Consider the following 22722-nt stretch of genomic DNA (forward strand, 5'->3'; position numbering starts at 1 on the left):
CGATGAGTAGATATATTTCAATTAGTATAGTGTTCGGTCTTCTTCTTATTATCAGTTGTAAAGAGAAGAAAACCGAGCCATTGCCGGAACAGTCGAAAGAAACAACCATAGAACAACCGCCAAAAAAAGTGTTAAGCCCCCACACCTTTGCAATGGCGACCATTGGTAATGCGCACATCCATATTGATTATTCATCGCCAGGGGTTAGGGACAGGATGATTTTTGGTGGTTTGCTGGCGTATGACCAAGTCTGGCAAGCTGGGGCACATATGGCTACGTGGATAGAGACAGATACGAATTTAGAAATAGATGGTAAGGAACTGAAAGCAGGTAAATATGGATTTTTTACCATTCCTTCAAAAGAAGAATGGACCATCATTTTAAATTCCAATTGGAACCAGCACGGAAAGGATGAATATGACGAAAAAGATGATGTAATACGATTTAAGGTGACACCGATTATTGCGGATAGCCTGAAGGAACACTTAGAATATAATATCAATAAAATTAGTGATACGGAAGGTGACATAACATTAGCTTGGGAAAAATTTAAAGTAGTAATTCCATTCAAAGTAAAATAGCAAGATATGGTCAACCAAAGCTCAATGATAAAGAAATTAAAAACACGTGTATCATCAACGAATAAAAAACTAATACAGTTTAAACCGTGAACGAATTTTTAAAACAATGGGGCGAAGCCGCCTATACGACCACCGGATTTTTCTGGATGGCGCTTTGGGCATTCATTTTGGGTTATATCATCAGTAGTATGATACAGATTTTCGTGACCGAAAAGCGGATGCAAAAAACAATGGGCGAAAATGAAGGCAAAAGTGTGCTTTTGGGCACGTTTTTCGGCTTTATAAGTAGCTCGTGCAGTTTTTCGGCTTTGGCAGGTACAAAATCTATTTTTAAGAAAGGGGCAAGTTTTGTGTCTTCCATTGCCTTTCTGTTGGCATCGACCAATCTCGTCATAGAATTGGGGATTATTATTTCCATATTCTTAGGATGGCAGTTCGTGGTGGGCGAATATGTAGGTGGTATTCTCTTGATTGGTATTTCGTGGATTCTGATACGACTCATCAATCCTAAAAAACTAATTGAGAAAGCACGAAAAAATCTCGAAAATGAAGATGATGATGAGATGGACGGTTCCAAAGATTGGAAGAAACAAATCAAGAACGAAGACAGTTGGGCGCGCGTTGCCAAAAAATATAAGATGGAATGGCAAATGGTCTGGAAGGATGTAACCGTAGGTTTTACCATTGCAGGTATAACAGCGGCTTTTGTGCCAGATTCGTTCTTTAAGACCTTATTTATCAATAGCGGTCAGGGTAATACAGATTTCACATTTCTGGAAATTCTGGAACATATCGTTGTTGGGCCAGTCGCCGCATTTTTGACTTTTATTGGCTCAATGGGCAACATTCCGTTAGCTGCCTTGCTCTTTGGAAAAGGCGTGAGTTTTGCTGGCGTAATGGCCTTTATTTTTAGTGATTTGGTGGTTTTTCCAGTACTGAGAATCAATGCAAAGTATTATGGTTGGAAAATGTCATTGTTTATCACGTTTTTATTGTTTACAGCATTAATTGGTACGGCATTGACGCTGCATTATGGGTTTGATGCATTGAATATACTACCAGATTCATCACAGGTGAAGATTCAGGATAGCGAATTTTTCAAGATTGATTATACCTTTTTCTTGAACGTTGCTTTTCTCATCATTTCAGCCTATCTCGTTTATCTGGGTTTTTTCAAGAAAAAAGATGTAGAACATTCAATGAGCGAGATGGCACCCAAGAGTCCATTGTTGGAAAGTGTTTTAAAATATGCAGCCTTCATCTGTTATATATGGCTCGCTGGGGGACTTATTGTAAAATTTTTAGTGAACTAAAATTCGGATATAGAATAAAACAAATATGGTCAACAGCAAAACAGCAAAATGGATTCGAAAAGCCCACCGTTACTTGGGTATCTTTTTGGGTATTCAGTTCCTGATGTGGACGATTAGCGGTATGTATTTTAGCTGGACGGATATTGATGAGATACACGGCGACCAGTTCAAAAACCAGAAGCCAAAACAGACGGCTTTTTCAGATTTATTGGGTACAGGCCAATTAAATAGTAAGCAACCCATCCAAACGCTGGAATTATTGGAAATAGCAAAAGAACCTTACTATTGGATAAACGAAGCAAAGCTTTATAATGCCAAAACAGGAGAGGAAAAGGACGGTATCACTAAAGAAGAAGCCCGAGAGGTAGCACAAAGATATATACTTCCAGAGCTTAAAATAGCCGCAATAAAAAGGATAGAAGAAGTCGGAGACCACCACGAATATCGAGGACGTCCCCTACCGGCTTATGAGATTTCGTATGAAACACCAAAAAATTTAAAGGCTTATGTGGCTGTCGAAAATGGGGCGTTTCAAACGGTGCGGCATAGAGATTGGCGCTGGTTCGACTTTCTGTGGATGACCCATACCATGGACTATGACACAAGAGATAATTTCAACACCCTTTTGTTAAGGTCATTTTCGCTTTTGGGACTAATAACCGTGTTGAGCGGCTTTGTCCTATGGTATATATCATCGCCATCTATTCGAAAGATAAAAAAACAGATTTAGAAAGTAATTTAATGAATGGAGACGTAATTTATGGAAGAAAAAAACCCGAACGGCGAGATTAGAAAAGTGCCATTTGAAAAGGAAGGCGCCTATATTTTAGCGGGCATTATCATACTTTTTATAGTACATACGCTCATTGTACTGGTTTTGAAAACTATTAGTGAATCCGTATAAATTTTTAAGAAACAATAACATTTCAATCTTCAATATCATGAACAAGAACATCATTTACATTGTAGTAGCCGCCTTAGCGGTCGGTTTATTGGGGGGATATTTTATTTTCTCAAACGCTGAGGCCGATCAATCGGCTATAAAAGATCTTTCGGATATGTCCGATAGCCATGACCATTCCGGAGAATCCGAGAATCAGATGTGGACCTGCTCCATGCACCCACAGATTATGCAACCCGAACCGGGAGACTGCCCAATCTGCGGTATGGATCTCATTCCTGCTGAAACCGGAGAGACGGGGCTTAGTGCCAATGAAATAAAAATGACGGACAACGCCTTGGCCTTGGCCAATATACGCACCTCTACCGTTGGTACAGGTGGTTCGGATGGGAGTTCACTTAAACTCTCAGGAAAGATTCGCGAGAACGAAGAAGCCAATGCTACCCAAGCTACATATTTTGCGGGTCGCATTGAACGGCTAAATGTGAATTATACCGGAGAGAACGTTGCCAAGGGCAAACTTTTGGCAACCATCTATTCCCCAGAATTGGTAAGCGCACAACAAGAGCTGTTGACGGCCGCATCCATGAAGGAATCGCAACCGGCATTATACAATGCCGTTCGCAATAAATTAAAATTATGGAAGCTTTCTGACAATCAAATAGATAAGATAGAAGAAGTGGGCAAAGTGCAGGAAAACTTTCCAGTCTATGCCACAGTTTCAGGAACGATTACCGATATCATGGTTGAAGAAGGAGATTATGTAAAACAAGGGCAGCCTTTGTACAAAATTGCCAACTTAAATTCCGTTTGGGCGGTATTCGATGCCTATGAAAATCAGATAGCATCGTTGAAGGAGGGTCAGGAGGTCAAGATAACGACGAATGCCTATCCCAATGAAGAATTTACGGCAAAAATATCCTTTGTAGACCCGTTACTTAATTCTTCTACAAGAACGGTCATGGTAAGGGCAATACTTAACAATAAGGATAATCTCTTGAAGCCGGGTATGTTCGTGGAAGGTACGATCAATGCTGCCGAAATGCAGATGGAGAATACCGTTATCATACCGGCCAGTGCCGTAATGTGGACAGGGGAACGATCGGTGGTTTATGTAAAGACCAATCCCAATGAGCCTGTCTTTGAAATGCGCGAAGTTGCCCTTGGAAGTACCAATGGCGATACCTATACAATAATTAGCGGGCTTGAAAAGGGGGATCAAATTGTGACCAACGGAACATTTACCGTTGATGCGGCCGCACAGTTACAGGGTAAAAAATCGATGATGAACGCAGAGGGAGGCAAAACCATGACCGGGCATGAGGGTCATTTGGGTATGCAGGAAGGAGATAAAATGGAACCCTCAACAAGTACGGGCACCGACCATTCTAAGATGAAAAAAAGGATTGAAGTATCAAGTGAGTTTCAAGGTCAGTTGAAGCAGGTTTTCGAAGCCTATATAGATGTTAAGGATGCTTTGGTAAATGATGATGGCGCGGCCGCACAAAAAGAAGCAAAACAAATGGAAGAAAGTTTGGCCAAAGTCGATATGAAGTTGCTAAAAGACAAAGAGGCCCATGATCATTGGATGACCATTCAAAAAGAGCTCAAAGCATCGTCCAATGCAATGGCCAGCACTTCTGAGATCAAGGAGCAAAGGGACCACTTTAAACATCTATCGGCCCACTTGATCAGCGGTGTTCAGCTTTTTGGAGTCAATCAAAAAGTGTACAACAGCTTTTGCCCGATGGCAGATAGCAATAAGGGAGCCAATTGGCTAAGCCTGGAAAAGGAGATTCGAAACCCATATTATGGAGAAGCGATGATGACCTGTGGAGAGGTAAAAGCTACTTTGGAATAATTAATTTCCGTAAAAGGCGGATGTGGCCAATAGGTACTAAGTTCCGCTTTTTTACTTTAAAAAAGTCGGATGACGATGAGCGAGAACAGAAGGAAAAGGAGAAAGGAAGAGAGAAAAAAACCGCAAAACAATATCGATAAGAAAGATAAAATTTACGGAATACTGGCGATAGTGCTATTATTTCTTATAGCCACTATATTAGTAATTATCAATGCATTTTCATAGTAACTTTCCTTATGATAGAAGTTGAAACCGGAATAACATGAGCAACATCATCCACATAAAAAATATGGTCTGCCCCAGATGTATAGCGGCAGTATCCAATATTTTGAAGGATTTGGAAATTCCATATGTATCTATAAAATTGGGAGAAGTGGAATTGCCTGCAACACTTGCTTTAAAGAAAAAATTGGCCTTGTCCATAGGACTTCAGGAATCCGGATTCAGCTTGATAAACGACCGTAAAAGTCAACTTATAGAACAGATGAAAACCTTGGTCGTGGACAAAATCCATCACTCTTCCGATGGATTGGATATTAAATGGGCGGACTATATAAGCGAAAAACTCCATCTTGAATACAAGTACTTAAGTTCCCTTTTTTCATCCGTGGAAAGCATCACTTTTGAACAGTATATCATCAACCAAAAGATTGAAAGGGTAAAGGAATTATTGGTGTATGACGAACTTACCTTGAGCGAAATTGCCTATCACCTGGGGTACAGCAGTGTGGCTTATTTAAGCAACCAGTTTAAAAAGGTAACGGGAATGACCCCTTCGCAATTCAAAAAAAGTATAGATAAAAACAGGAAATCGTTGGATGACATATAATTTCTACTATAAGGTTTTGCCATAAGTTCGCAAAGAAACGCTTATGTCGGGTTGCTTTAGATGAATGTCCCAATTCTCAAATGGGTCAATGTTTTTTTTATTAGAAACATATGATTTTTACTGTAAGCATTATTTTGGAGTACTATTCATTATGCACATTCTTTTAATGGTTTGGTGTAGCACAAAAGAATAACTCAGAACCATGAATAGAATAACCAAATTGGTTATCGCCGGTTGGCCAAAGTGATGAATTCTTTTTCGCGAAAAAATCATGAAGGCCTTTAGCGTGCAGAAAATAATTAAAAAGTAATAAATACTTACGAAATCGGAAAATTTCCGGTTTCACGAAAAAAACTGAAATAAATTACGTCATGAAAAAAAGATATGAAATAAAGGGAATGACCTGTAACGGTTGTAGAGATCATGTAGAAGAAGCAATTCTAAATGTCGCAGGAGTAGCCGATGTATCGGTCGATTTGAAAAATGCCGAAGCAACGGTAGAGTCGCAATTTGAAGTGCCTTTGGGAAATTTACAAAATGCCCTTAAAAATACCGGCGATCAATATAAAATACAACTTAAGAATAGTGTTGAACAAAACTAAAACAATGCCTATATAGTTATGCGGTAATTTGTATGATAGCTACAAACAATTGAAATTCTAATAATAACCAAAAAACAATTTTACGATGGAAAACAAGGAAAAACAAACAGATAAGTATTTAAAGTTCTTCGCAATGATTGGCACCTCAATGGTCGCGATGTTCTTTTTAATGTACACGCACTCCTATCAGATTATCGATCACTTCTGGTATAGTGAAACCAGGTTCTTTATGACGTTGATCATGGGCGGGTCCATGGTTATTATCATGCTGCTGTATATGCTACAAATGTACAAAGACCGCAATAAGAATATTGCCATCCTGGCATTGGGCGTTTTGCTGATTGCAGGCGGAATATGGCTGGTCAGGAGTCAGGTTACGGTTACCGGTGTTGATTATATGGAAGGTATGATTCCCCATCATTCCATCGCTATCCTAACTAGTGAACGATCTCAAATAAAAGATATCAGGGTAAGGGAAATCGCCGATGAAATCATCAAAGCGCAGCGTCGGGAAATAATGGAAATGCAATGGTTGATTAACGATATCAAGGAAAATGGGATAGTAGAAACAGAAGAAGAAAAGGAAAAGCGTCCGCTTCCCAAATTTGAAGGATCGCTTACCGAAGAAACAACAAACCTTGACTGATACGGAAAAGTGAATGTCAGGAGGTAATAACAGTTTTTACTTTCGAAAGGAAAAAACGAAAATACAGGAGAATAAACGAAGGCATTTCGGACGTTAAATTATAAACACATAAAATTTTTATGAAAATACAGCAATTTGAATATGAACCACTTTCCCACTATTCATACGTACTGCTGAGCGAAGGGGAGATGGCGATAATCGATCCCGATCGCGACCCGATGCACTATTATAACCTTGCGCATAAAGACAATGCTAAGATCAAAGTTGTGCTATTGACCCACTCCCATGCAGACTTTGTAAGCTCACATTGGCAAATTAGCAAAGAAACAGGTGCTACGATCTATAACAGCAGCAGATTGGAAGCTGAATACCCTTTCGAAAGTTTTGATGGGAACAGTGCCATATTCGTGGGCAATACCAAACTAGAAGCCATAAATACTCCTGGGCATTCATACGATAGTATTTCCATTCTTGCCACAGATGAAAATGAGGTTGCACTTTTTACGGGGGACACCTTATTGATCGGGGATGTCGGACGCCCGGACCTGCGCGGAAATGAAGATGACAAAGAGCAAAAAAAGCAAGCACTGGCCCGTGAAATGTTCAACACAATTCGAACTAAATTCAAAAAAATACCGAATGAGGCCATTATTTACCCCGCCCACGGGGCGGGATCCCTGTGCGGCAAAAGCATGTCGGCAGATAGCAGTAGCACATTAGGTAGGGAGCGAAAGGATAACTGGGCATTTGGCCATCAAAATGAAGACGAGTTTGTCAAAGAACTCCTTGAAGACCAACCGTTCATACCGGCCTATTTCAAACATGATGTAGCTATGAACAAAAAGAAAGTTGAATCGATTGATATGGCAACCGCTAAAATCCCTATTCATCTCAACGCCGAAACCCCAAAAGATAATATCCTAATTGTTGATAGTCGTGATGAAAACGAGTTTAAACAAGGTCATTGGCCACAGAGTATCAATATTATGCAGGGTGGCGAAGCATCCTCTTTTGAAACATGGTTAGGTATTATAATCCAACCAAATGAGGAATTTCATCTGGTTGTCGATTCTCCAAAAAGTGTAAAGACCATCGCCCAGCGGGTGGCGAAGATCGGATATGAAAATCAACTCAAGGCCATAACTACCCTGCCGAAGGCAAACTTGGTCAAAAACGAACGATTGGACATCAAGCATTTTTTTCTTAACCTGGATGATTACACCATTGTCGATGTCAGAAATACGGACGAGGTAAGGGAAAAGAAAATTTTTGAGGATGCTTTGAACAAACCCCTTCACGAACTAAGGAATTCAATTCAGGATATTCCCACTGACAAACCCATTGTTGTCCATTGCGGCAGTGGATATAGAAGTGCGATCGGAAGCAGCATACTTTCAAATGGGTTGAACGACGTAAAAGTATTTGATCTTGGCGAAACTATCGAAAAATTGAAATAACCTATTTGTTACTTCTTATGTAAAAATGATGTAAGACAAAATTTTAAATGGCTATGGGAACACGTTTTTTTACAGGTTTAATCATTTCACTCCTAGTATTGGCAACTACAAATGCGCAGACCGTCGATTCGCTACCGCCGATATCGGCATCCAAGTCCTATTCCAACTATAGCAATGTCATTGGCTGGAAAAATGGAAGGACCCCAAAAGCCCCGCCAGGTTTTACCGTTACAAAATATGCTGACGGTTTCAAGAATCCAAGGTGGATGTACGTTACACCGAATGGCGATGTACTTGTGGCGCAAAGCAATTCGAATTATCCGCTTTGGAAAAAAATCGGGGCATGGTTCATCGGGGCATCAAAGTCGAAAAGCTTTAAGAACAGTGCCGACTTGATAACCTTGCTCCGCGATGTAGACAAGGATGGATCTCCCGATGAACGCGCCGTATTTCTCGAAAAGGAACTCAATCAACCCTTCGGAATGCTTGTGTTGGATGATTGGTTCTATGTGGCCAATACCAACGGATTGCTACGTTTTCCTTACAAGCCCGGCCAATCTCAACTATCGGGAAAAGCAGAAAAAATTACGACCTTGCCCGCAGGAAAGGCCAATCGACATTGGACACGCAATATAATTGCCAACAAGGACGGTTCAAAAATATACATAGCGGTCGGTAGTGGCTCAAATGTCGGGGAGAAAGGGGCCGAGGCCGAATTCATGAAGGCGGCCATTCTGGAGATCGACCCCGATGGTTCCGGATTAAGGGTCTTTGCTTCCGGATTAAGAAACGCCGTGGGTATGGATTGGAACCCCATTACCGGAGACTTGTGGACGGCGGTCAACGAACGCGACGGATTGGGCAACAACCTCGTACCAGATTATTTGACCAGTGTCCGCGAAAACGGATTTTATGGTTGGCCCTATGTGTACTATGGGCAAAATGAAGATCCAAGGGTAAAATGGGTGCCTTCGGCCCAAGTGGAGAATACACTGCTGCCCGATGTGAACGTTGGCCCCCATACGGCATCTTTGGGATTGACGTTCTACACGGGCGATTCCTTTCCTGACAAGTATCGGAACGGAGCCTTTGTCGTGCAGCATGGTTCTTGGAACAGACAGGTTTTATCAGGCTATAAAGTGGTTTTCGTGCCTTTCGAGAACGGAGAACAAACTGGAAAACCTGAAGACTTTTTAACGGGTTTTATTGTTGACGGCAAAAAAGATGAGGTCTATGGCCGACCCGTGGGTGCCGCCGTACTACTCGATGGATCGATGTTGATAACCGATGATGTGACCAATACGATCTGGAGAATCAGTTGGGACGGTAAACGCGGTATGTGAGCGATTCTCAATGGGGTTTGCCGTTAAATAAGTATTTTTATTTATGGTAGATGCACAACCTCCGGTAAATGATTTAAGAAACCTTTTGAGTATCCTTTATTTATACGCTGATATAAACCAAACATATTAGTCAGGATTCCAATAACATCACCGTTCCCAGTCCACCATCGGCACAGACACTGACCACCGCTTTCTTGCCGGGTCCCATTTGTGCCAGTTCCTTAATGGCCTGGTTAATAATTCTTGAACCAGTTGCTCCGAAAGGGTGACCAACGGCAATGCTTCCTCCATTTGGATTGAGATGGGCCCAAGGGAACGCTCCAAAGTCGAATGAAACACCCACCTTTTTAAGGTGATTTTTATCTTCAAGTAATTGAACGTTAGCAGCCACCTGTGCCCCAAATGCTTCGTGTATTTCCCATAGGTCAATTTCGTCATAACGAAGTTTATGTCTTTCCAACAATTTGGGTATGGCAAAAGTAGTGGCCATCAACAGTCCTTCTTTTTCAATATTTACGGCGGCGATTTCCCAGTCTACCAATTGAGTAGCATAGGAGTTGTCAGAAAATTTCTCTTTTGCTTTTGAACCACATACCCATAAACCTGCGGCACCATCGGTCAATAAGGAAGAATTTCCGGCAGTCAATGAACCGTTGCCCGACTCCTTATCGAATACTGGATTGAGTTTGGCCAACTGCTCCAAACTGGTATTTTCCCGAGGAATCTTATCCTCTTTAATGCCATCCAGCGGTAAAATCAAATCATCAAAAAAACCATTATTTCTTCCCCTAATATAATTTTGATGGCTGTTAAGGGCAATCTCGTCTTGCCGCCTTCTCTCTATTTGAAGGCGTTTTGTGGTAATTTCGGAATGTTCGCCCATACTCAGGCCAGTAGTTCTGTTGGTAACACTCGGGATAAACAACCGTATATCCCCAAAACTCAAATCTTTCAATTTTGAAAATTTATCCGCAAGTGTCTTGCTTTGGAACAACCTCCGCAGCCAGTCGGAAAAATTCTGGTTCAGTCCTAGTTGAACCCGACTCATACTTTCGACGCCGCCCACTAGGGCAACCTCCTCTTCGGTTATCAATCCAGCGGCTTCAATGGCTGCCATCATACTGGTACTGCAGGCCATAATAGTGGTAAACGCTGGAATACTTTGATCCAATTCTGCATCCATAAGTATCTCTCGCGCAAGGTTGCTGTAGCCAAGATTCGGCGCTACCGAACCCCAGATAAAGAGATTGGGGGAAATGGAATTCCATTTTATCATTTCTTGAACAACGGGAATCGATAATTGGAGAGCATCTTTATCTTTAAGCTCTTTATCGACTTTTGCAAATGGTGTTCTCAATCCGGCGATTAACCAAATTTCACTTTTAGAGTTTTTCATAGTAGTAATTCTATTAAGCCTTAAATTAGGAAAAAATGGTCCTATGAAAAATAATTAAAGCATAAGATTATTGTATGTAAGCAACTTTTTAATGCAACAAGTAAAGCTTTGCAGAGACTTCTACTATCGCTGGAAAGAGGGAGTACTCTTTTTACCTGTCACAGCCATTGATAAGAGTAGTCGAGGCCTGTGGTCAAGAGGCGAAAAACTTTATGTAGATTTTTGCACGATGGTCAGTTGTTTCTTCCGAGAATTCTACAACTCTTTCAGCAAATTTCGTAACACGGTTGGCGGCAACAATTCCGAACTTTGCATAAAGTAATTCAGATAAAGCTATGGAAACCACAACTGTTTTGGAGCAAAAGGATAAAACCAAGAAATCAGATATCAAAAAATCGTTTCCGGTCACGGGAATGACTTGTGCGGCCTGCGCATCAAGTGTTGAATCCATCCTGTCGCATACTGAAGGTGTCAATAATGCCATTGTTAATTTTGCGAGCAGCTCGGTACTCGTAGATTATGATGAGAACGTTACCGAAGAAAAATTGCAAAACGCTTTACGTCAGGTGGGCTATGACATTATCATAAATGCTGAAGACCCTTCGGAGGTACAAGAGGAGCTTCGGCAAAAGCATTATTATGATATAAAAAACCGTACTATCTGGTCAGCGATTCTGACCCTTCCCATTTTCATTTTGGGAATGTTTTTTATGCATTGGGAACCTGGAAAATGGATATCCTTGGTATTGACTTTTCCTGTTTTATTTTGGTTCGGTCGTAGCTTTTTCATCAATGCTTTCAAGCAGGCCAAACACGGGAAGGCGAATATGGATACCTTGGTCGCCTTGAGTACCGGAATCGCTTTTCTGTTCAGTGTTTTCAACACCCTCTTTCCTGAATTTTGGCTGAGCCGTGGTATTGAACCACACGTCTATTACGAAGCGGCCACGGTCATTATTACGTTCATTTCCCTTGGAAAATTATTGGAAGAAAGGGCCAAATCAAACACCTCTTCGGCCATTAAAAAACTGATGGGATTACAACCCAAAACACTAAAAATCATTGAGCATGGGGAAGAAAAAGAAATTCCTATTTCCTCGGTTCAAGTAGGTCAAACTATTTTAGTTCGTCCAGGAGAAAAGATTCCTGTGGATGGGGAAGTTTCCAAAGGCAGCTCGTATGTAGATGAAAGTATGATTACAGGGGAACCTGTTCCCGTGGAAAAATCAGGTGGTGGAAAAGTATTTGCGGGTACGGTAAACCAAAAAGGAAGTTTTCAATTTACCGCTGAAAAAGTAGGCGGGGAAACTTTGCTCTCCCAAATCATCAAAATGGTGCAGGAAGCACAGGGAAGTAAGGCTCCAGTTCAAAAATTGGTCGATAAGATTGCCGGTATTTTTGTTCCCATCGTATTGGGTATATCCATCATTACGTTCATCGTTTGGATGTTGGTAGGAGGCGATGATGCATTTGCGCAGGCGTTATTGACCTCTGTAGCAGTATTGGTTATCGCTTGTCCCTGTGCATTAGGATTGGCAACACCTACAGCTATAATGGTGGGTATTGGGAAAGGAGCCGAGAACAATATCCTGATAAAAGATGCCGAAAGTTTAGAACTCGGCCATAAAGTGAATGCGGTCATTCTTGATAAAACGGGTACCATTACCGAAGGAAAACCATTAGTGACGGATATTCATTGGTCTGAGAATAATAAAGACACGAAGAAATACAAACAAATTCTTTTAGCAATTGAAGCACAATCTGAACACCCTTTGGCGGAAGCGGTGGTCAACCTTTTGAAAGAAGAAGATATTGAAAAAGCTGAAATTGCTTCTTTTGAAAGTATTACAGGAAAAGGCGTTCAAGCTGAAATAAAGGACGGTTCAAAATATTATGTGGGAAACCATAAATTAATGCTTGAGAATAATATTCAAATCGATGCCTCCTTAATGCAAACAGCAGAAAGCCTCGAAGAGCAAGCAAAAACAGTCATATTTTTTGCTAATGAAAAACAAGTGCTGGCGATACTCGCCATTGCGGACAAGATTAAGGAAACTTCAAAGAAGGCCATAGCAACGCTTCAAGAAAGGGGTATCGAGGTCTATATGCTTACTGGAGATAATAATAAAACTGCAGCAGCAGTAGCACAACAAGTAGGGATAACCAACTACCAAGGAGAAGTAATGCCCTCAGAGAAAGCAGCTTTTGTTGAAAAATTACAATCGGAAGGAAAGATAGTAGCTATGGTTGGCGATGGTATCAATGATTCTCATGCTTTAGCACAAGCCAATGTAAGTATTGCAATGGGTAAAGGTTCGGACATCGCAATGGACGTGGCAAAGATGACCTTGATTACCTCAGATTTGCAAACCATTCCCAAAGCGTTGGAACTATCAAAAAAAACGGTTTTTGGTATACGTCAGAACCTGTTTTGGGCATTCATATATAATATCATTGGAATACCTATCGCGGCAGGAGTTCTGTATCCCGTAAATGGGTTCTTGTTAGACCCGATGATTGCGGGAGCAGCAATGGCATTCAGTAGTGTATCGGTTGTAGTTAATAGCCTACGGTTAAAACGAATAAGACTTTAATAATTATAAATTCAGAAACTATGAAAACTTTAAAATTTAAAACAAATATCAATTGTGGTGGTTGTGTCTCTAAAGTAACCCCATTTTTAAACAAACAAGAGGGTGTTGAAAGTTGGGAAGTGGATACCGCCAATCCTGATAAAATCTTAACCATAGAAAGCGATGGTGCTTCCGAAGAAGATGTAAAAGCTACCTTGCAGAAAATTGGGTTTAACGCGGAAAGTGTTGATGTTCGTTAATCACCAAACGCCTATAATAAATTTATATCCAATCTAAAAGATATCGTTCTGTCAGTACTGACTTAAGTCAAATGAAAAGAAAATGAAGGTAGCGGAAAAAAGCAAATTCTATAAAACGAAGTTATTGTGGCACCGAATACGCCATGGACTATTTTTATTCACCCTTAGAAATGCTCTGACCCGGATAGGATTGGACATCGCACCCTACTATTGGTATAGGGAAATAAAAAATGGAGCCGAAAAACCTGAGATTCGAGATAGCTTCAAAGACTATGAATTATGTTATATAGGTTTGGACGAGATTGGGATAATGAATAACATCATGGGGCTTACAACCAAGGAATTAGAGCAGAATTTAAGTATGGGGCAGATATGTATCGGTCTCAAGCGAGGGAAAGAGATTGCCGCCCTATTATTCGTTGATTTGCAGGATTTTGTGTTTAAAGGCCGCTCCTTCAAAATAAAAGATAAGGAAGGTTACCTTTTGAATGTTTACACGTTTCAGGCGTATAGAGGTAAGAACTTGGCTACCTACTTACGTTATCATTGCTTTGAACTTCTTGAAAACTATAGCGTAGAAGAACTTTACAGTATTGTCTCCTACTTCAATACGTCATCAATAAAAGTCAATAAAAAATTGAATGCCCAAAAGTTGAAACTCTATTTGTACATAGGATTGTTAAAAAGATACCATTGGAATTTTCTGTTGAAGGACTATTCCAAATAATCAAACCGGATAATTTGTTATTATATGGTGGTTATTCTGGGAAAAATTAAAATCAGATGATATTCCCTTATCCGCTACATCAACTATGATTTATACGATTATATTCGGATTGATATTGGCGCTTGCCGTTTATTATTTTTCCGGAATAGGAAAAAAAAAGGTAAAGCCCTTCCCAAATCATTGGCATCCGTTGCTGATGGATCATGTACTCTTTTACCGGAAACTTCCCAAAAGTGAACAGGCAGTTTTTCAACAACGAATGATGCAGTTTTTAAGCGAGGTTTCCATCGACGGAGTACAACTGGAGTTACAGGAACTGGACAAAATATTGATTGCCGCAAGTGCCGTGATTCCCGTTTTTGGTTTTGAAGAATGGCATTACACTAATTTAAGCGGTATACTTTTATATCCCGACCATTTTAATGAGGATTTAGAATTCGACAGCAAAAGACAACTGCGAAATATTGGAGGATTGGTCGGTAACGGAAGGTTCGAAAAACAGATGATTTTATCGAAAAAAGCATTGCATCACGGGTTCAAAAACACAACCGACAAAAGCAATACTGGCATACACGAGTTTGTGCATCTTATTGATAAGCTGGATGATAGTACAGATGGCATTCCAGAGCGATTGTTGGAACATCAATATACCATTCCTTGGTTGACTTTAATCCATAAGGAAATGGAAGCGATTAATGATAATCATTCTGATATCCGAAAATACGGAGGTACAAACCAAGCAGAATTCTTTGCTGTAGCTTCAGAGTATTTCTTCGAGCGACCAGATTTACTTAAAAAGAAACATCCAGAGCTGTATAAAATGCTGGTGGAATGTTTTAGGCAGGAACCAGCACTTTTAAAAAATTAACTGCAAAAAATAGTATAGTTAAGGTCCACTAACAAATAAGGTATGGCTGCTGTAAATGGCACGTATAATCAGCGTCATCAAACAGACCATCAAGAGGATAACCGGAAGGCAGAGTCCCGGCCCCGCCATCGAAAGTGGCAATCCTGGCGGAAAGTGGACACTCTTCCCCAGTATCAAGGAATATCAAACAAGAACGTGCAACTACGATGCCATGCCCTCGGGCCATGTAGCCACTTTTATGGCGACCATTACCGTTATTGCTAGTAACTACCCCGAGATAAAATGGATCAAGCCCATGGGCTATACTTTAATGGGTATCATGGCCTTTGAAAAGATGAGCAGTAAGGTGCATTGGGCCTCGGACTATCCCTTAGGTCTTTTTATCGTATATGTAGTGGGCAAGGCGGCGGCCAACCGACGAATCAAGAAAATAGATACAAACGATGCCTTGGGCTGGAAAAAATCAGAACGGATGAAAACCGAATTTACTACTGGCCACCTGGAAGGCTATCGAACTTTTGGAGTGGTTTTCACTTTTTGAAACAAATAGTATCTTCTTTTTCCTTTTCTTCCATGTGCCTGCGGAAGTTGAAAATCCTTCGCCTTCAAGCCTGACCGAGCGGGCACGCTACGCTGGCCCGCATTCGGTCGTCTTTCCGGCTACGGTTTTTAAACATCCTCGGCACCGCGCATAAAAGCATGGAGGCGCAAAAATGCGCTCCATGCATTTATCTTGCCTACGCACAATTAATTTTGAAAATTCTTGTTTAAAATATGTAATCCTTAGTGATATATTTGTAATAATTCAAGGCCAATTCCAATGAAACCAAATATTTTCATCTTTCTTGCATTCCCGATACTGCTATTTTTTTCGTGCAATAGCGACGACGACAGCGTTGCAGAATCGGATAGGAAGCAAGCTTTGTTCGGCCAGTGGGAATATGAGGCTATCGATTCCAATACCGCCGTGGATATAAATGGCGACGGTACGGTAAATATAGATTTATATAATACCAATGAAATCCGCCAATGCTTAAAGGACAACCTTACTTTTTTTAGTGATGGTCCCGCTGACGAAGGAAAAGATTCCTATACTATAAACGAAAACGGATTAAGCTGTGGTGATGTAGCAGCCTTTGCCAATGTTGAAAAAGACCAATACGAATTAATCAATAATGAAATTCTTCGTTTCGATAATAGGGATGATATGACCATCATCGAGTTTAGCCAAAACAGGTTAGTCCTAGAGCAAGACGACTTTTTAGACAATCAAGATGTTGTCATAACGTATACTTTTAAAAGAAGCTAGAAAATGGTTTGCATTACCCCCTTTTGATCATACTCTAACAATTTTCCCCGATGTCCATTCACTCCACTGGCCATTGGTATCCCTGACCCTGACCTCAAAGTCCTGATCAAGATATTTCAAACGGCTTTCTCGGGGTTCCTCTTCCAACATGAAATATCGATCCACTCCACTGCCCGTGGCTTCGTTGTAATTGAACAATCGGGTATCCCATCGGTTGGTACTCCGGTTGAATATCCTGATTTCCACCTGGTCCAGCGTAGCACCGCCATAGGCCTCCGAGCACCCGATATCAAAACAGGTATATATCCTGACTTGATAATCACAACCGTTCAATCCTCCGCAACTGACATTGTGCTTTTCCCCTTTGACCAATGCCACGGGCCTTCCTAAAGTGTCAACAAATGTGCTTCCGCTTTTGGAGTGTCCTGTTGAGTTCTCCACCTCAAAATCAATGGTAAACGTATTTGGGGTCTCAGGATAGAAAGTAAGGTTGGTACTACCGTAATTCAATGGTATTGTTTCCCCCTCATCATATCTATTTCCGCCATAAAAGAAATAACCGACACGGTTTCCATTGAAAGAAAATGTCATTTGATAGGTCACCGCCGGATCATGGGTGCCAATGGCATTGGTAATGACCGTGATGTTAAAGGGTTCTTCTTCCAAACGTTCTCCGGGAGCCTGACTAACGGTTAACTCGAACGGTTCCTCGTACCTTTCATAGTTGATATTGACATTGGCCGTTTTCTCCACATCTGATGAGGAGCGCACCGTAAAAGTGATGTTATGGTTGCCTTCGGTCGTTCCGACATACTTTCCCGAAAATGCCCCCACGGGTACATCAAAACTTTCCCCAGCGGAATAGCTTGTGCCCGCATATTCAAAAGAACCATTGTTACCATTTGCCGAAAAATACATCACGTAGGTGTCCCCACCGATTCCGATTTCGGAAATATTGAAGTTAACATCCACCTGTTCCCCGATATAGGCCTGCTGCAATGTGCCCGATGCGGTAAAGGTGTAATCCTTGGCCGCAACGTTTACCGTTATATCCACGGTTTTCTCCAATCCGGTATCGTTTCGGACCGTGAAAGCCATTCGAACGGTACTTTCATTGGTACCTTCGAGCGTCCAGTTAAAGTTGCCCGTATTGACATCATAACTGTTCCCGGGGCTTACCTCTATACCATTGTTGTCCCTGATGAGCGCATTGCCGTTCATACTGAAACGCATGGTGTAATCCGAAGACCCGACACTTTCCGAAATATTAAAATTGAGGCCAGTGGTTTCCCCTACGGTTATGTCGGATTTTTGGGTGCCCCCGGTAAAGGTAAAGTCGACCTGGTCAAAAGTGATGGTAGTGTTGGCCGTTCGGGTAACGTCCGATCCCGATTCGACACTGAGAACGATATTATGCTGTCCGGGTTCCGATCCGGTATAGGAAATATTGTTGACCCCGGCACCCAAAGGAAATTGTTCCCCCGGACCGTAAGTTATACCATTAATGGACATCGACCCGTTTTGACTAGAGGAAAAGAAAGCCGTGTAACTGTCGTTCGCTCCGTCGGGCACTTCGTCGATATTCACGATCATACCCACCGGAATGTTGGAAAACTCAGTAGCCTTGGACGGGGTCATATTGACCGTAAAGTCGTTGTTGCCAACGACAACGGTAACCTTATCTTCAAGAATCTGTCCGTTGCTGTCACGAAGCAAAAAGGTTATTTCGTAGGTTCCTGCCTGGTCCCCAACGAAATCATACGCAAAGCTTCCCGGACTTACCGAAAAATATTGGCTAGGGATTATTGGCGAATTTCCATTGTACAATTGTGCGTCACCACCTGAAATAAAGTAATTCAGTTCATAGGAAACCCCATCGTAATCCCCTTGTTCGATAAGGCTCAATGAAATCGTACCACGCTGGCCTACCAATACCTCGTTGCTATTGGCCGAGGCATTGAATTCCAGTTCAAGGGGATTGGCATCCAGATCGATCTCCACAGGTCCGACCGCTTGCCCGTAATTGTCCGTAACGAGAAAATTGATACGATGCGGGCCCAAGGTTTCCGGAGTATAAAACAATGGGAAATTACCCAAGTCGACCGGATAGTCGGTATTGTTCCGGATCGTATTTCCATTGACCCCAGTAACCCTTCCGTTTCCTTCTTCTAGGTCATAGGTCAGGAAATAATCGATATTGGATGTGTTACCGTTCGATTTAATGTTGAAATTAAGCTGTGTCCGTTGGTTTACGAATACCTGGTTGCTTTCCGAATTTCCGCTATACGTGAAGGGAATGTTGGCAATCTCGATCTCGACACTGTCCCTTTTCCTCTGGCCATTGCTGTCTCGTATATCAAAATAGATTTTGCGCTGCCCCAATTCATCGTCCTCAAAGGTATAGTTATAATTGCCGGGATCAATGCCGCGAAAAGTCCCGGGGTCCATGACCCCGCCATTTTGGTCCCGTACGGTTCCCGCGCCTTGGCTATCGGAAGAAAAGGAATGGCTAATATCATAGGTAACTTCGCTTTCCTCGTCCTGTGTCTGCAAATCAATATTGATTGCCAGGTTGGTGTCCAGCTCCACCTGTGAGGATGCCGCGGTTGCCCTGAACGTGAAATTGACATTTCCGACCGTCAGCAGCAGCTCATTCGTGAGGGATGCCCCATCGGGAGCCTTGGCCACCATGGTCAATTTGTGCTCGCCCAAGGTTTCTGGTAAGTAGCCAAATTCGGTAACGCCCTTGGGCAACTTGAAGGGGGTTCCAGCATCGTAGGTAACATCGTCCAAATGAAGCTTGCCCGAACCATCTTGCAGTTGGTAGGTAATCTCAAATTCCTCGGTCGAATCCCACTCCGGAGCTACCGTGTTCTTGTCCCGTAACAAGGTTACATTGACGGGGTTCCGGCTATTGATAATGAAATCGCCGGTACCCTTGCCCAAGAGAAAGCTGAAACTGGCGTACTTGACATTGTAGGCCAACTCCAACTCCTTTTGCAATCGGTTTGAATCCCAGGCCAATACCTTGACTTTGTGCATACCCGTATCGATGGGCATATAGCGGTAAGAAAGGTCAAAATCCTTGACGGGGATGGTATCGTTTTCGCGGATGGTATCGTTTTCCGTACCTAAATAATAGCCTTTTCCGTCAAGGATATTATATTTCATGAAATAGGAAACGGTAGAAACCATCCGATCGGGTTCCAAGCTGAAATCCGTTCTTACAGCTTCAAATACAAAGCCGTTTTCCTCGTTCGTGCCATGAAAGGTAAAATCAAAGGAATCCTGCACTATTCCTTCAAAGTCCTTGCTACAGGCAATTATAAATATCATGCATAGCGTACCTATGGCGACTATGCGTTGTGGGGTATTGAATTTCATAACGTCGCTTTTTAAAACAAAAAATACCGTAGGCCGACGCCGACATACGGATAAAAATTTCCCACGTCCGAATTGACATGGTAGTATTCGTTGGCCTTGACCAATAGCGAAAAATCGTTACTTAGGCCTATTTCCATTTCCGCACCGAGATATAGGCCGTAAATAAATTGGCTTTTGCCATTGATAAGCGCACCGGTGGGCAGTTCATTGCTTCCGTTGTTGATGACCTCGTATCCGAACAGCCCACCGCCACCAAGGAAGAGACTAAAATTTTTTCTTCGAGGCGCCATGAATACACGATAGTACAGCCCCGGCTGGATAGTGAAAATATTATAGGGAATATTTTGGGCACCCTTGTCCTCGGCAATTGCGGCCAAAACACTTATCTGAAAATATTGGAACCGATTGGGATGAAAATTAAACGTTCCCATAATACCATAACCATCCTCGACATAGCCACCGCTCACGCCGACCGAAGAAGCAAGGTTGCCCCGCATTTGGCCTGAAACGGCTGAACCCGCAAAACAAAACAACACCGTAATGAAAAATAACTTTGTTCTCATCTAATTAAAATTTAGCCAACCAGTGATGACAGCCTTTTTATTATATCGGTTGGAGTTGGTCATTATCTTATAAATGCGCATTATGGCCTTTCATAATTTAAATCCTGATGGGTTATTGATGACAAGTTGGTCTATATCCAAGGATAGGTTTCTATTGCCCTTTTCTTCATCTAGGTCCACTACGAGGGACTTTCTCCGGTCAAGGGTAAACTTATCGAAGACCACCATAAAATAGTTCTCGGAATTCCCCTCGACCTTTTTGGGAACTTTATACCTGAACAAGGGCTTGTGTTCCGTCTTGACATTGCTCGAACTATTCTTGTAGTTGGTGGCGATGCTGAACCTTATAAAATTGACATCATAGTCTATATGTTCCTTGTTCTCCAAGCGAAACTGTAGGTATATTTCGTTATTCTCATAATACACGTTCTCCAGCCAGAGAAATACATCATCGTATTTTGAAAAATATCGGATGATCTTGCCCTTGTTGAACTGGTTGTAATAACATCTCCGCCGTATATATTCCATTCGATCCAAGACATACAATTCCTGGGTAAGCGGTAAGGGTTCCCCATCTATCTCCTTTTCGGGTATAACTTCCAATGTTTCCGTAACTGTTTCGGTGGCCGCTATGGTTTCCTTTTCCTTTATGTCAGGATATGAAGCAAAGTCGGATTCATCCAATTCAGTAGCACTTTTTTTATGGGATAGCTCTTCGAGGTTATCGACCATGTCGGTGGTTATGGTCCATCGCTTCTTGGCGGGGATGTCCACCAGTTGCAGGATAAAATCATAGGCACGACCGTCACGGGTATAAATGGTATAGTTCGTAAAATCGGAGGTGTCGGGTGCCACATCGTTATAGATAAGCAAAACGATACGCTCTGAGGTTGCGGAAGCACTTTTCGTCGGAAAGGACTCCAAAAAATTCAGCCCCTTCCCATTAATGGAAAAATCATAAGGGGCGGGCAGTACCAGAATGGTCTTATAGTTCCTTGAAACCGGAATGGTGTCCATTTTCGCCATAACCGATAGAGACCCCAATAGCCCAATTATTGTAAGTACAGCTTTTATTTTCATTGTGTTGCCAGTAAGAGTTCATAGTCATCCATCAATAGGATTTTTTCTTTTTCCCGTAACCTTTTTTTTCGAAGGAAAGTCCCCAACCCTTGGGCGATGCCTTTTAAAACATCCGGTGCGCCGCTGGTAATTTCGTCGGTGGCCTCTCGCAGTGCATCGCCTCCCATTTCGGCCTTGTACTCCCTCCAGAGTTCCCTGGCCCTTTTGTTGTAGATTCCTTCCCTGCCATCGTTGAAGTCCCTGACGGAGATATCGACCGGATGGTGCTCGATATTGTCTATATCCAAATACACCCTGTTTCCCTGTATGGAAGCCATAGCGTAGATGAAGGTATTTTTGGGAAATCGTTTATCACTAAGGACCATATCTTCCATGAGCAGTAGCCTTACATTCTCATTGGGCAAGATGAACTGATCGCCATATACGGTTGCCCTAAAGAAGGTCGGCTTTTTGGTAACGGGCATCCGTTCCTGTTGGGGCCAGCGGTTGCCGGTCAAGGATTCCCCGACTATTTTCCTTTTTCCCTCCAGCAGCATTTCACGGTAGGCCAAGCGGTTCTCCACGAATTTTTGTTTCTGCTCCTCCGCGGTCATCCTGTTCTTCTTTTCCCTCTCCACGGTTTTCTTTCTATCCGGTGGGTCGGTCTCCATCGTTTCCTGGAGTTTAGTATCCAAGGATAGTCCTTCCAATCGCTTCAAGATTCTTTGGAGCGAATCGTTTTGCGAATCGTCCATTTGGGTCATGTCCGGTAAGGACGAAGATTTCCCTGCCTTTTTCTTTTCAGTTGAGTCCTTTAATTTCCAAGGCTCGGCGATAGCTTCGGATTCCAAGGTCGGAACCTTGCCGGGAAGTTCCGGATTGAAGCCATTCGTGGGGTCGGTAGTGTCGCCGAACCCCATTTGAAAATCCTTGACGTTCTCAATGACAAAAAAACTGGTCAGTACCAGAATAAAAGGTAGGGCCATAGCAAAATTTTTGTGCCTTACGACCCATCGCTTCAAACGCTTTATGTTGCCACTGAATTTCATG

Annotated in this window: 21 protein-coding genes; 16 read left to right on the forward strand and 5 right to left on the reverse strand. The window is 42.1% G+C overall.

Annotated elements, in window-relative coordinates; genetic code table 11:
* The first annotated feature begins 2 nt into the window (after positions 1–2).
* The 10 genes from IL356_RS14765 (at position 3) to IL356_RS14810 (ending at position 9533) form a co-directional block, all read left to right on the forward strand.
* Positions 3–581: a DUF2911 domain-containing protein gene (locus IL356_RS14765; RefSeq protein WP_121848299.1), complete on the forward strand. Its 579-nt coding sequence runs from the start codon at positions 3–5 to the stop codon at positions 579–581.
* 86 nt (positions 582–667) lie between these two features.
* On the forward strand, positions 668–1894 hold the full coding sequence (locus IL356_RS14770; protein ID WP_121848300.1) for a permease: 1227 nt from the start codon (positions 668–670) through the stop codon (positions 1892–1894).
* A gap of 25 nt (positions 1895–1919) precedes the next feature.
* Positions 1920–2624 (forward strand): PepSY domain-containing protein, encoded by a 705-nt coding sequence (locus IL356_RS14775; protein WP_121848301.1) that lies wholly within the window; start codon positions 1920–1922, stop codon positions 2622–2624.
* A gap of 30 nt (positions 2625–2654) precedes the next feature.
* On the forward strand, positions 2655–2798 hold the full coding sequence (locus IL356_RS14780) for a hypothetical protein (RefSeq protein ID WP_162987835.1): 144 nt from the start codon (positions 2655–2657) through the stop codon (positions 2796–2798).
* A 37-nt stretch (positions 2799–2835) separates the two neighbouring features.
* Positions 2836–4656, forward strand: coding sequence for an efflux RND transporter periplasmic adaptor subunit (locus IL356_RS14785; RefSeq protein WP_121848302.1), 1821 nt, complete (start codon positions 2836–2838; stop codon positions 4654–4656).
* A 262-nt stretch (positions 4657–4918) separates the two neighbouring features.
* Positions 4919–5485: a helix-turn-helix domain-containing protein gene (locus IL356_RS14790; RefSeq protein ID WP_121848303.1), complete on the forward strand. Its 567-nt coding sequence runs from the start codon at positions 4919–4921 to the stop codon at positions 5483–5485.
* A 371-nt stretch (positions 5486–5856) separates the two neighbouring features.
* Complete coding sequence (locus IL356_RS14795; protein WP_121848304.1) at positions 5857–6087, forward strand: heavy-metal-associated domain-containing protein; 231 nt, start codon at positions 5857–5859, stop codon at positions 6085–6087.
* A 133-nt stretch (positions 6088–6220) separates the two neighbouring features.
* A complete protein-coding gene (locus tag IL356_RS14800; protein WP_240467933.1) occupies positions 6221–6733 on the forward strand; it encodes a DUF305 domain-containing protein in 513 nt (170 codons plus the stop codon).
* Between the two features lie 119 nt (positions 6734–6852).
* A complete protein-coding gene (locus IL356_RS14805; protein WP_121848305.1) occupies positions 6853–8190 on the forward strand; it encodes an MBL fold metallo-hydrolase in 1338 nt (445 codons plus the stop codon).
* 53 nt (positions 8191–8243) lie between these two features.
* A complete protein-coding gene (locus tag IL356_RS14810) occupies positions 8244–9533 on the forward strand; it encodes a PQQ-dependent sugar dehydrogenase (RefSeq protein WP_380084828.1) in 1290 nt (429 codons plus the stop codon).
* A gap of 130 nt (positions 9534–9663) precedes the next feature.
* Here IL356_RS14810 and IL356_RS14815 read toward each other — a convergent pair whose 3' ends face one another.
* Positions 9664–10929, reverse strand: a complete 1266-nt coding sequence (locus IL356_RS14815) for a thiolase family protein (RefSeq protein WP_121848307.1) — start codon at positions 10927–10929, stop codon at positions 9664–9666.
* A 335-nt stretch (positions 10930–11264) separates the two neighbouring features.
* On the opposite strand from IL356_RS14815, the gene IL356_RS14820 reads away from it, so the two are divergent.
* The 6 genes from IL356_RS14820 (at position 11265) to IL356_RS14845 (ending at position 16666) form a co-directional block, all read left to right on the forward strand.
* Positions 11265–13523: a heavy metal translocating P-type ATPase gene (locus IL356_RS14820; protein ID WP_121848308.1), complete on the forward strand. Its 2259-nt coding sequence runs from the start codon at positions 11265–11267 to the stop codon at positions 13521–13523.
* 20 nt (positions 13524–13543) lie between these two features.
* Complete coding sequence (locus IL356_RS14825; RefSeq protein ID WP_121848309.1) at positions 13544–13762, forward strand: heavy-metal-associated domain-containing protein; 219 nt, start codon at positions 13544–13546, stop codon at positions 13760–13762.
* An 82-nt stretch (positions 13763–13844) separates the two neighbouring features.
* Positions 13845–14489 (forward strand): GNAT family N-acetyltransferase, encoded by a 645-nt coding sequence (locus tag IL356_RS14830; protein WP_121848310.1) that lies wholly within the window; start codon positions 13845–13847, stop codon positions 14487–14489.
* Between the two features lie 85 nt (positions 14490–14574).
* Positions 14575–15357: a M90 family metallopeptidase gene (locus IL356_RS14835; RefSeq protein WP_121848311.1), complete on the forward strand. Its 783-nt coding sequence runs from the start codon at positions 14575–14577 to the stop codon at positions 15355–15357.
* Positions 15358–15412: 55 nt separating this feature from the next.
* Positions 15413–15898, forward strand: coding sequence for a phosphatase PAP2 family protein (locus IL356_RS14840; protein ID WP_121848312.1), 486 nt, complete (start codon positions 15413–15415; stop codon positions 15896–15898).
* A gap of 279 nt (positions 15899–16177) precedes the next feature.
* Positions 16178–16666, forward strand: a complete 489-nt coding sequence (locus IL356_RS14845; protein WP_121848313.1) for a hypothetical protein — start codon at positions 16178–16180, stop codon at positions 16664–16666.
* A 27-nt stretch (positions 16667–16693) separates the two neighbouring features.
* Here IL356_RS14845 and IL356_RS14850 read toward each other — a convergent pair whose 3' ends face one another.
* The 4 genes from IL356_RS14850 to traM all read right to left on the reverse strand — a co-directional run bounded on the left by IL356_RS14850 (position 16694) and on the right by traM (position 22721).
* Complete coding sequence (locus IL356_RS14850; RefSeq protein WP_121848314.1) at positions 16694–20050, reverse strand: TraQ conjugal transfer family protein; 3357 nt, start codon at positions 20048–20050, stop codon at positions 16694–16696.
* Between the two features lie 11 nt (positions 20051–20061).
* Entirely contained in the window at positions 20062–20613 is a 552-nt protein-coding gene (locus IL356_RS14855; protein ID WP_121848315.1) for a conjugal transfer protein TraO, read from the reverse strand.
* A 90-nt stretch (positions 20614–20703) separates the two neighbouring features.
* Positions 20704–21693, reverse strand: a complete 990-nt coding sequence (locus IL356_RS14860) for a DUF4138 domain-containing protein (RefSeq protein WP_121848316.1) — start codon at positions 21691–21693, stop codon at positions 20704–20706.
* Entirely contained in the window at positions 21690–22721 is a 1032-nt protein-coding gene (traM, locus tag IL356_RS14865; protein WP_121848317.1) for a conjugative transposon protein TraM, read from the reverse strand. The genes IL356_RS14860 and traM overlap by 4 nt, the downstream gene beginning before the upstream one ends.
* Between the last annotated feature and the right edge of the window lies 1 nt (position 22722).

Origin of the sequence: Euzebyella marina (genome assembly GCF_014855515.1) — a bacterium.
In the GTDB taxonomy this organism is placed as follows: domain Bacteria; phylum Bacteroidota; class Bacteroidia; order Flavobacteriales; family Flavobacteriaceae; genus Euzebyella; species Euzebyella marina.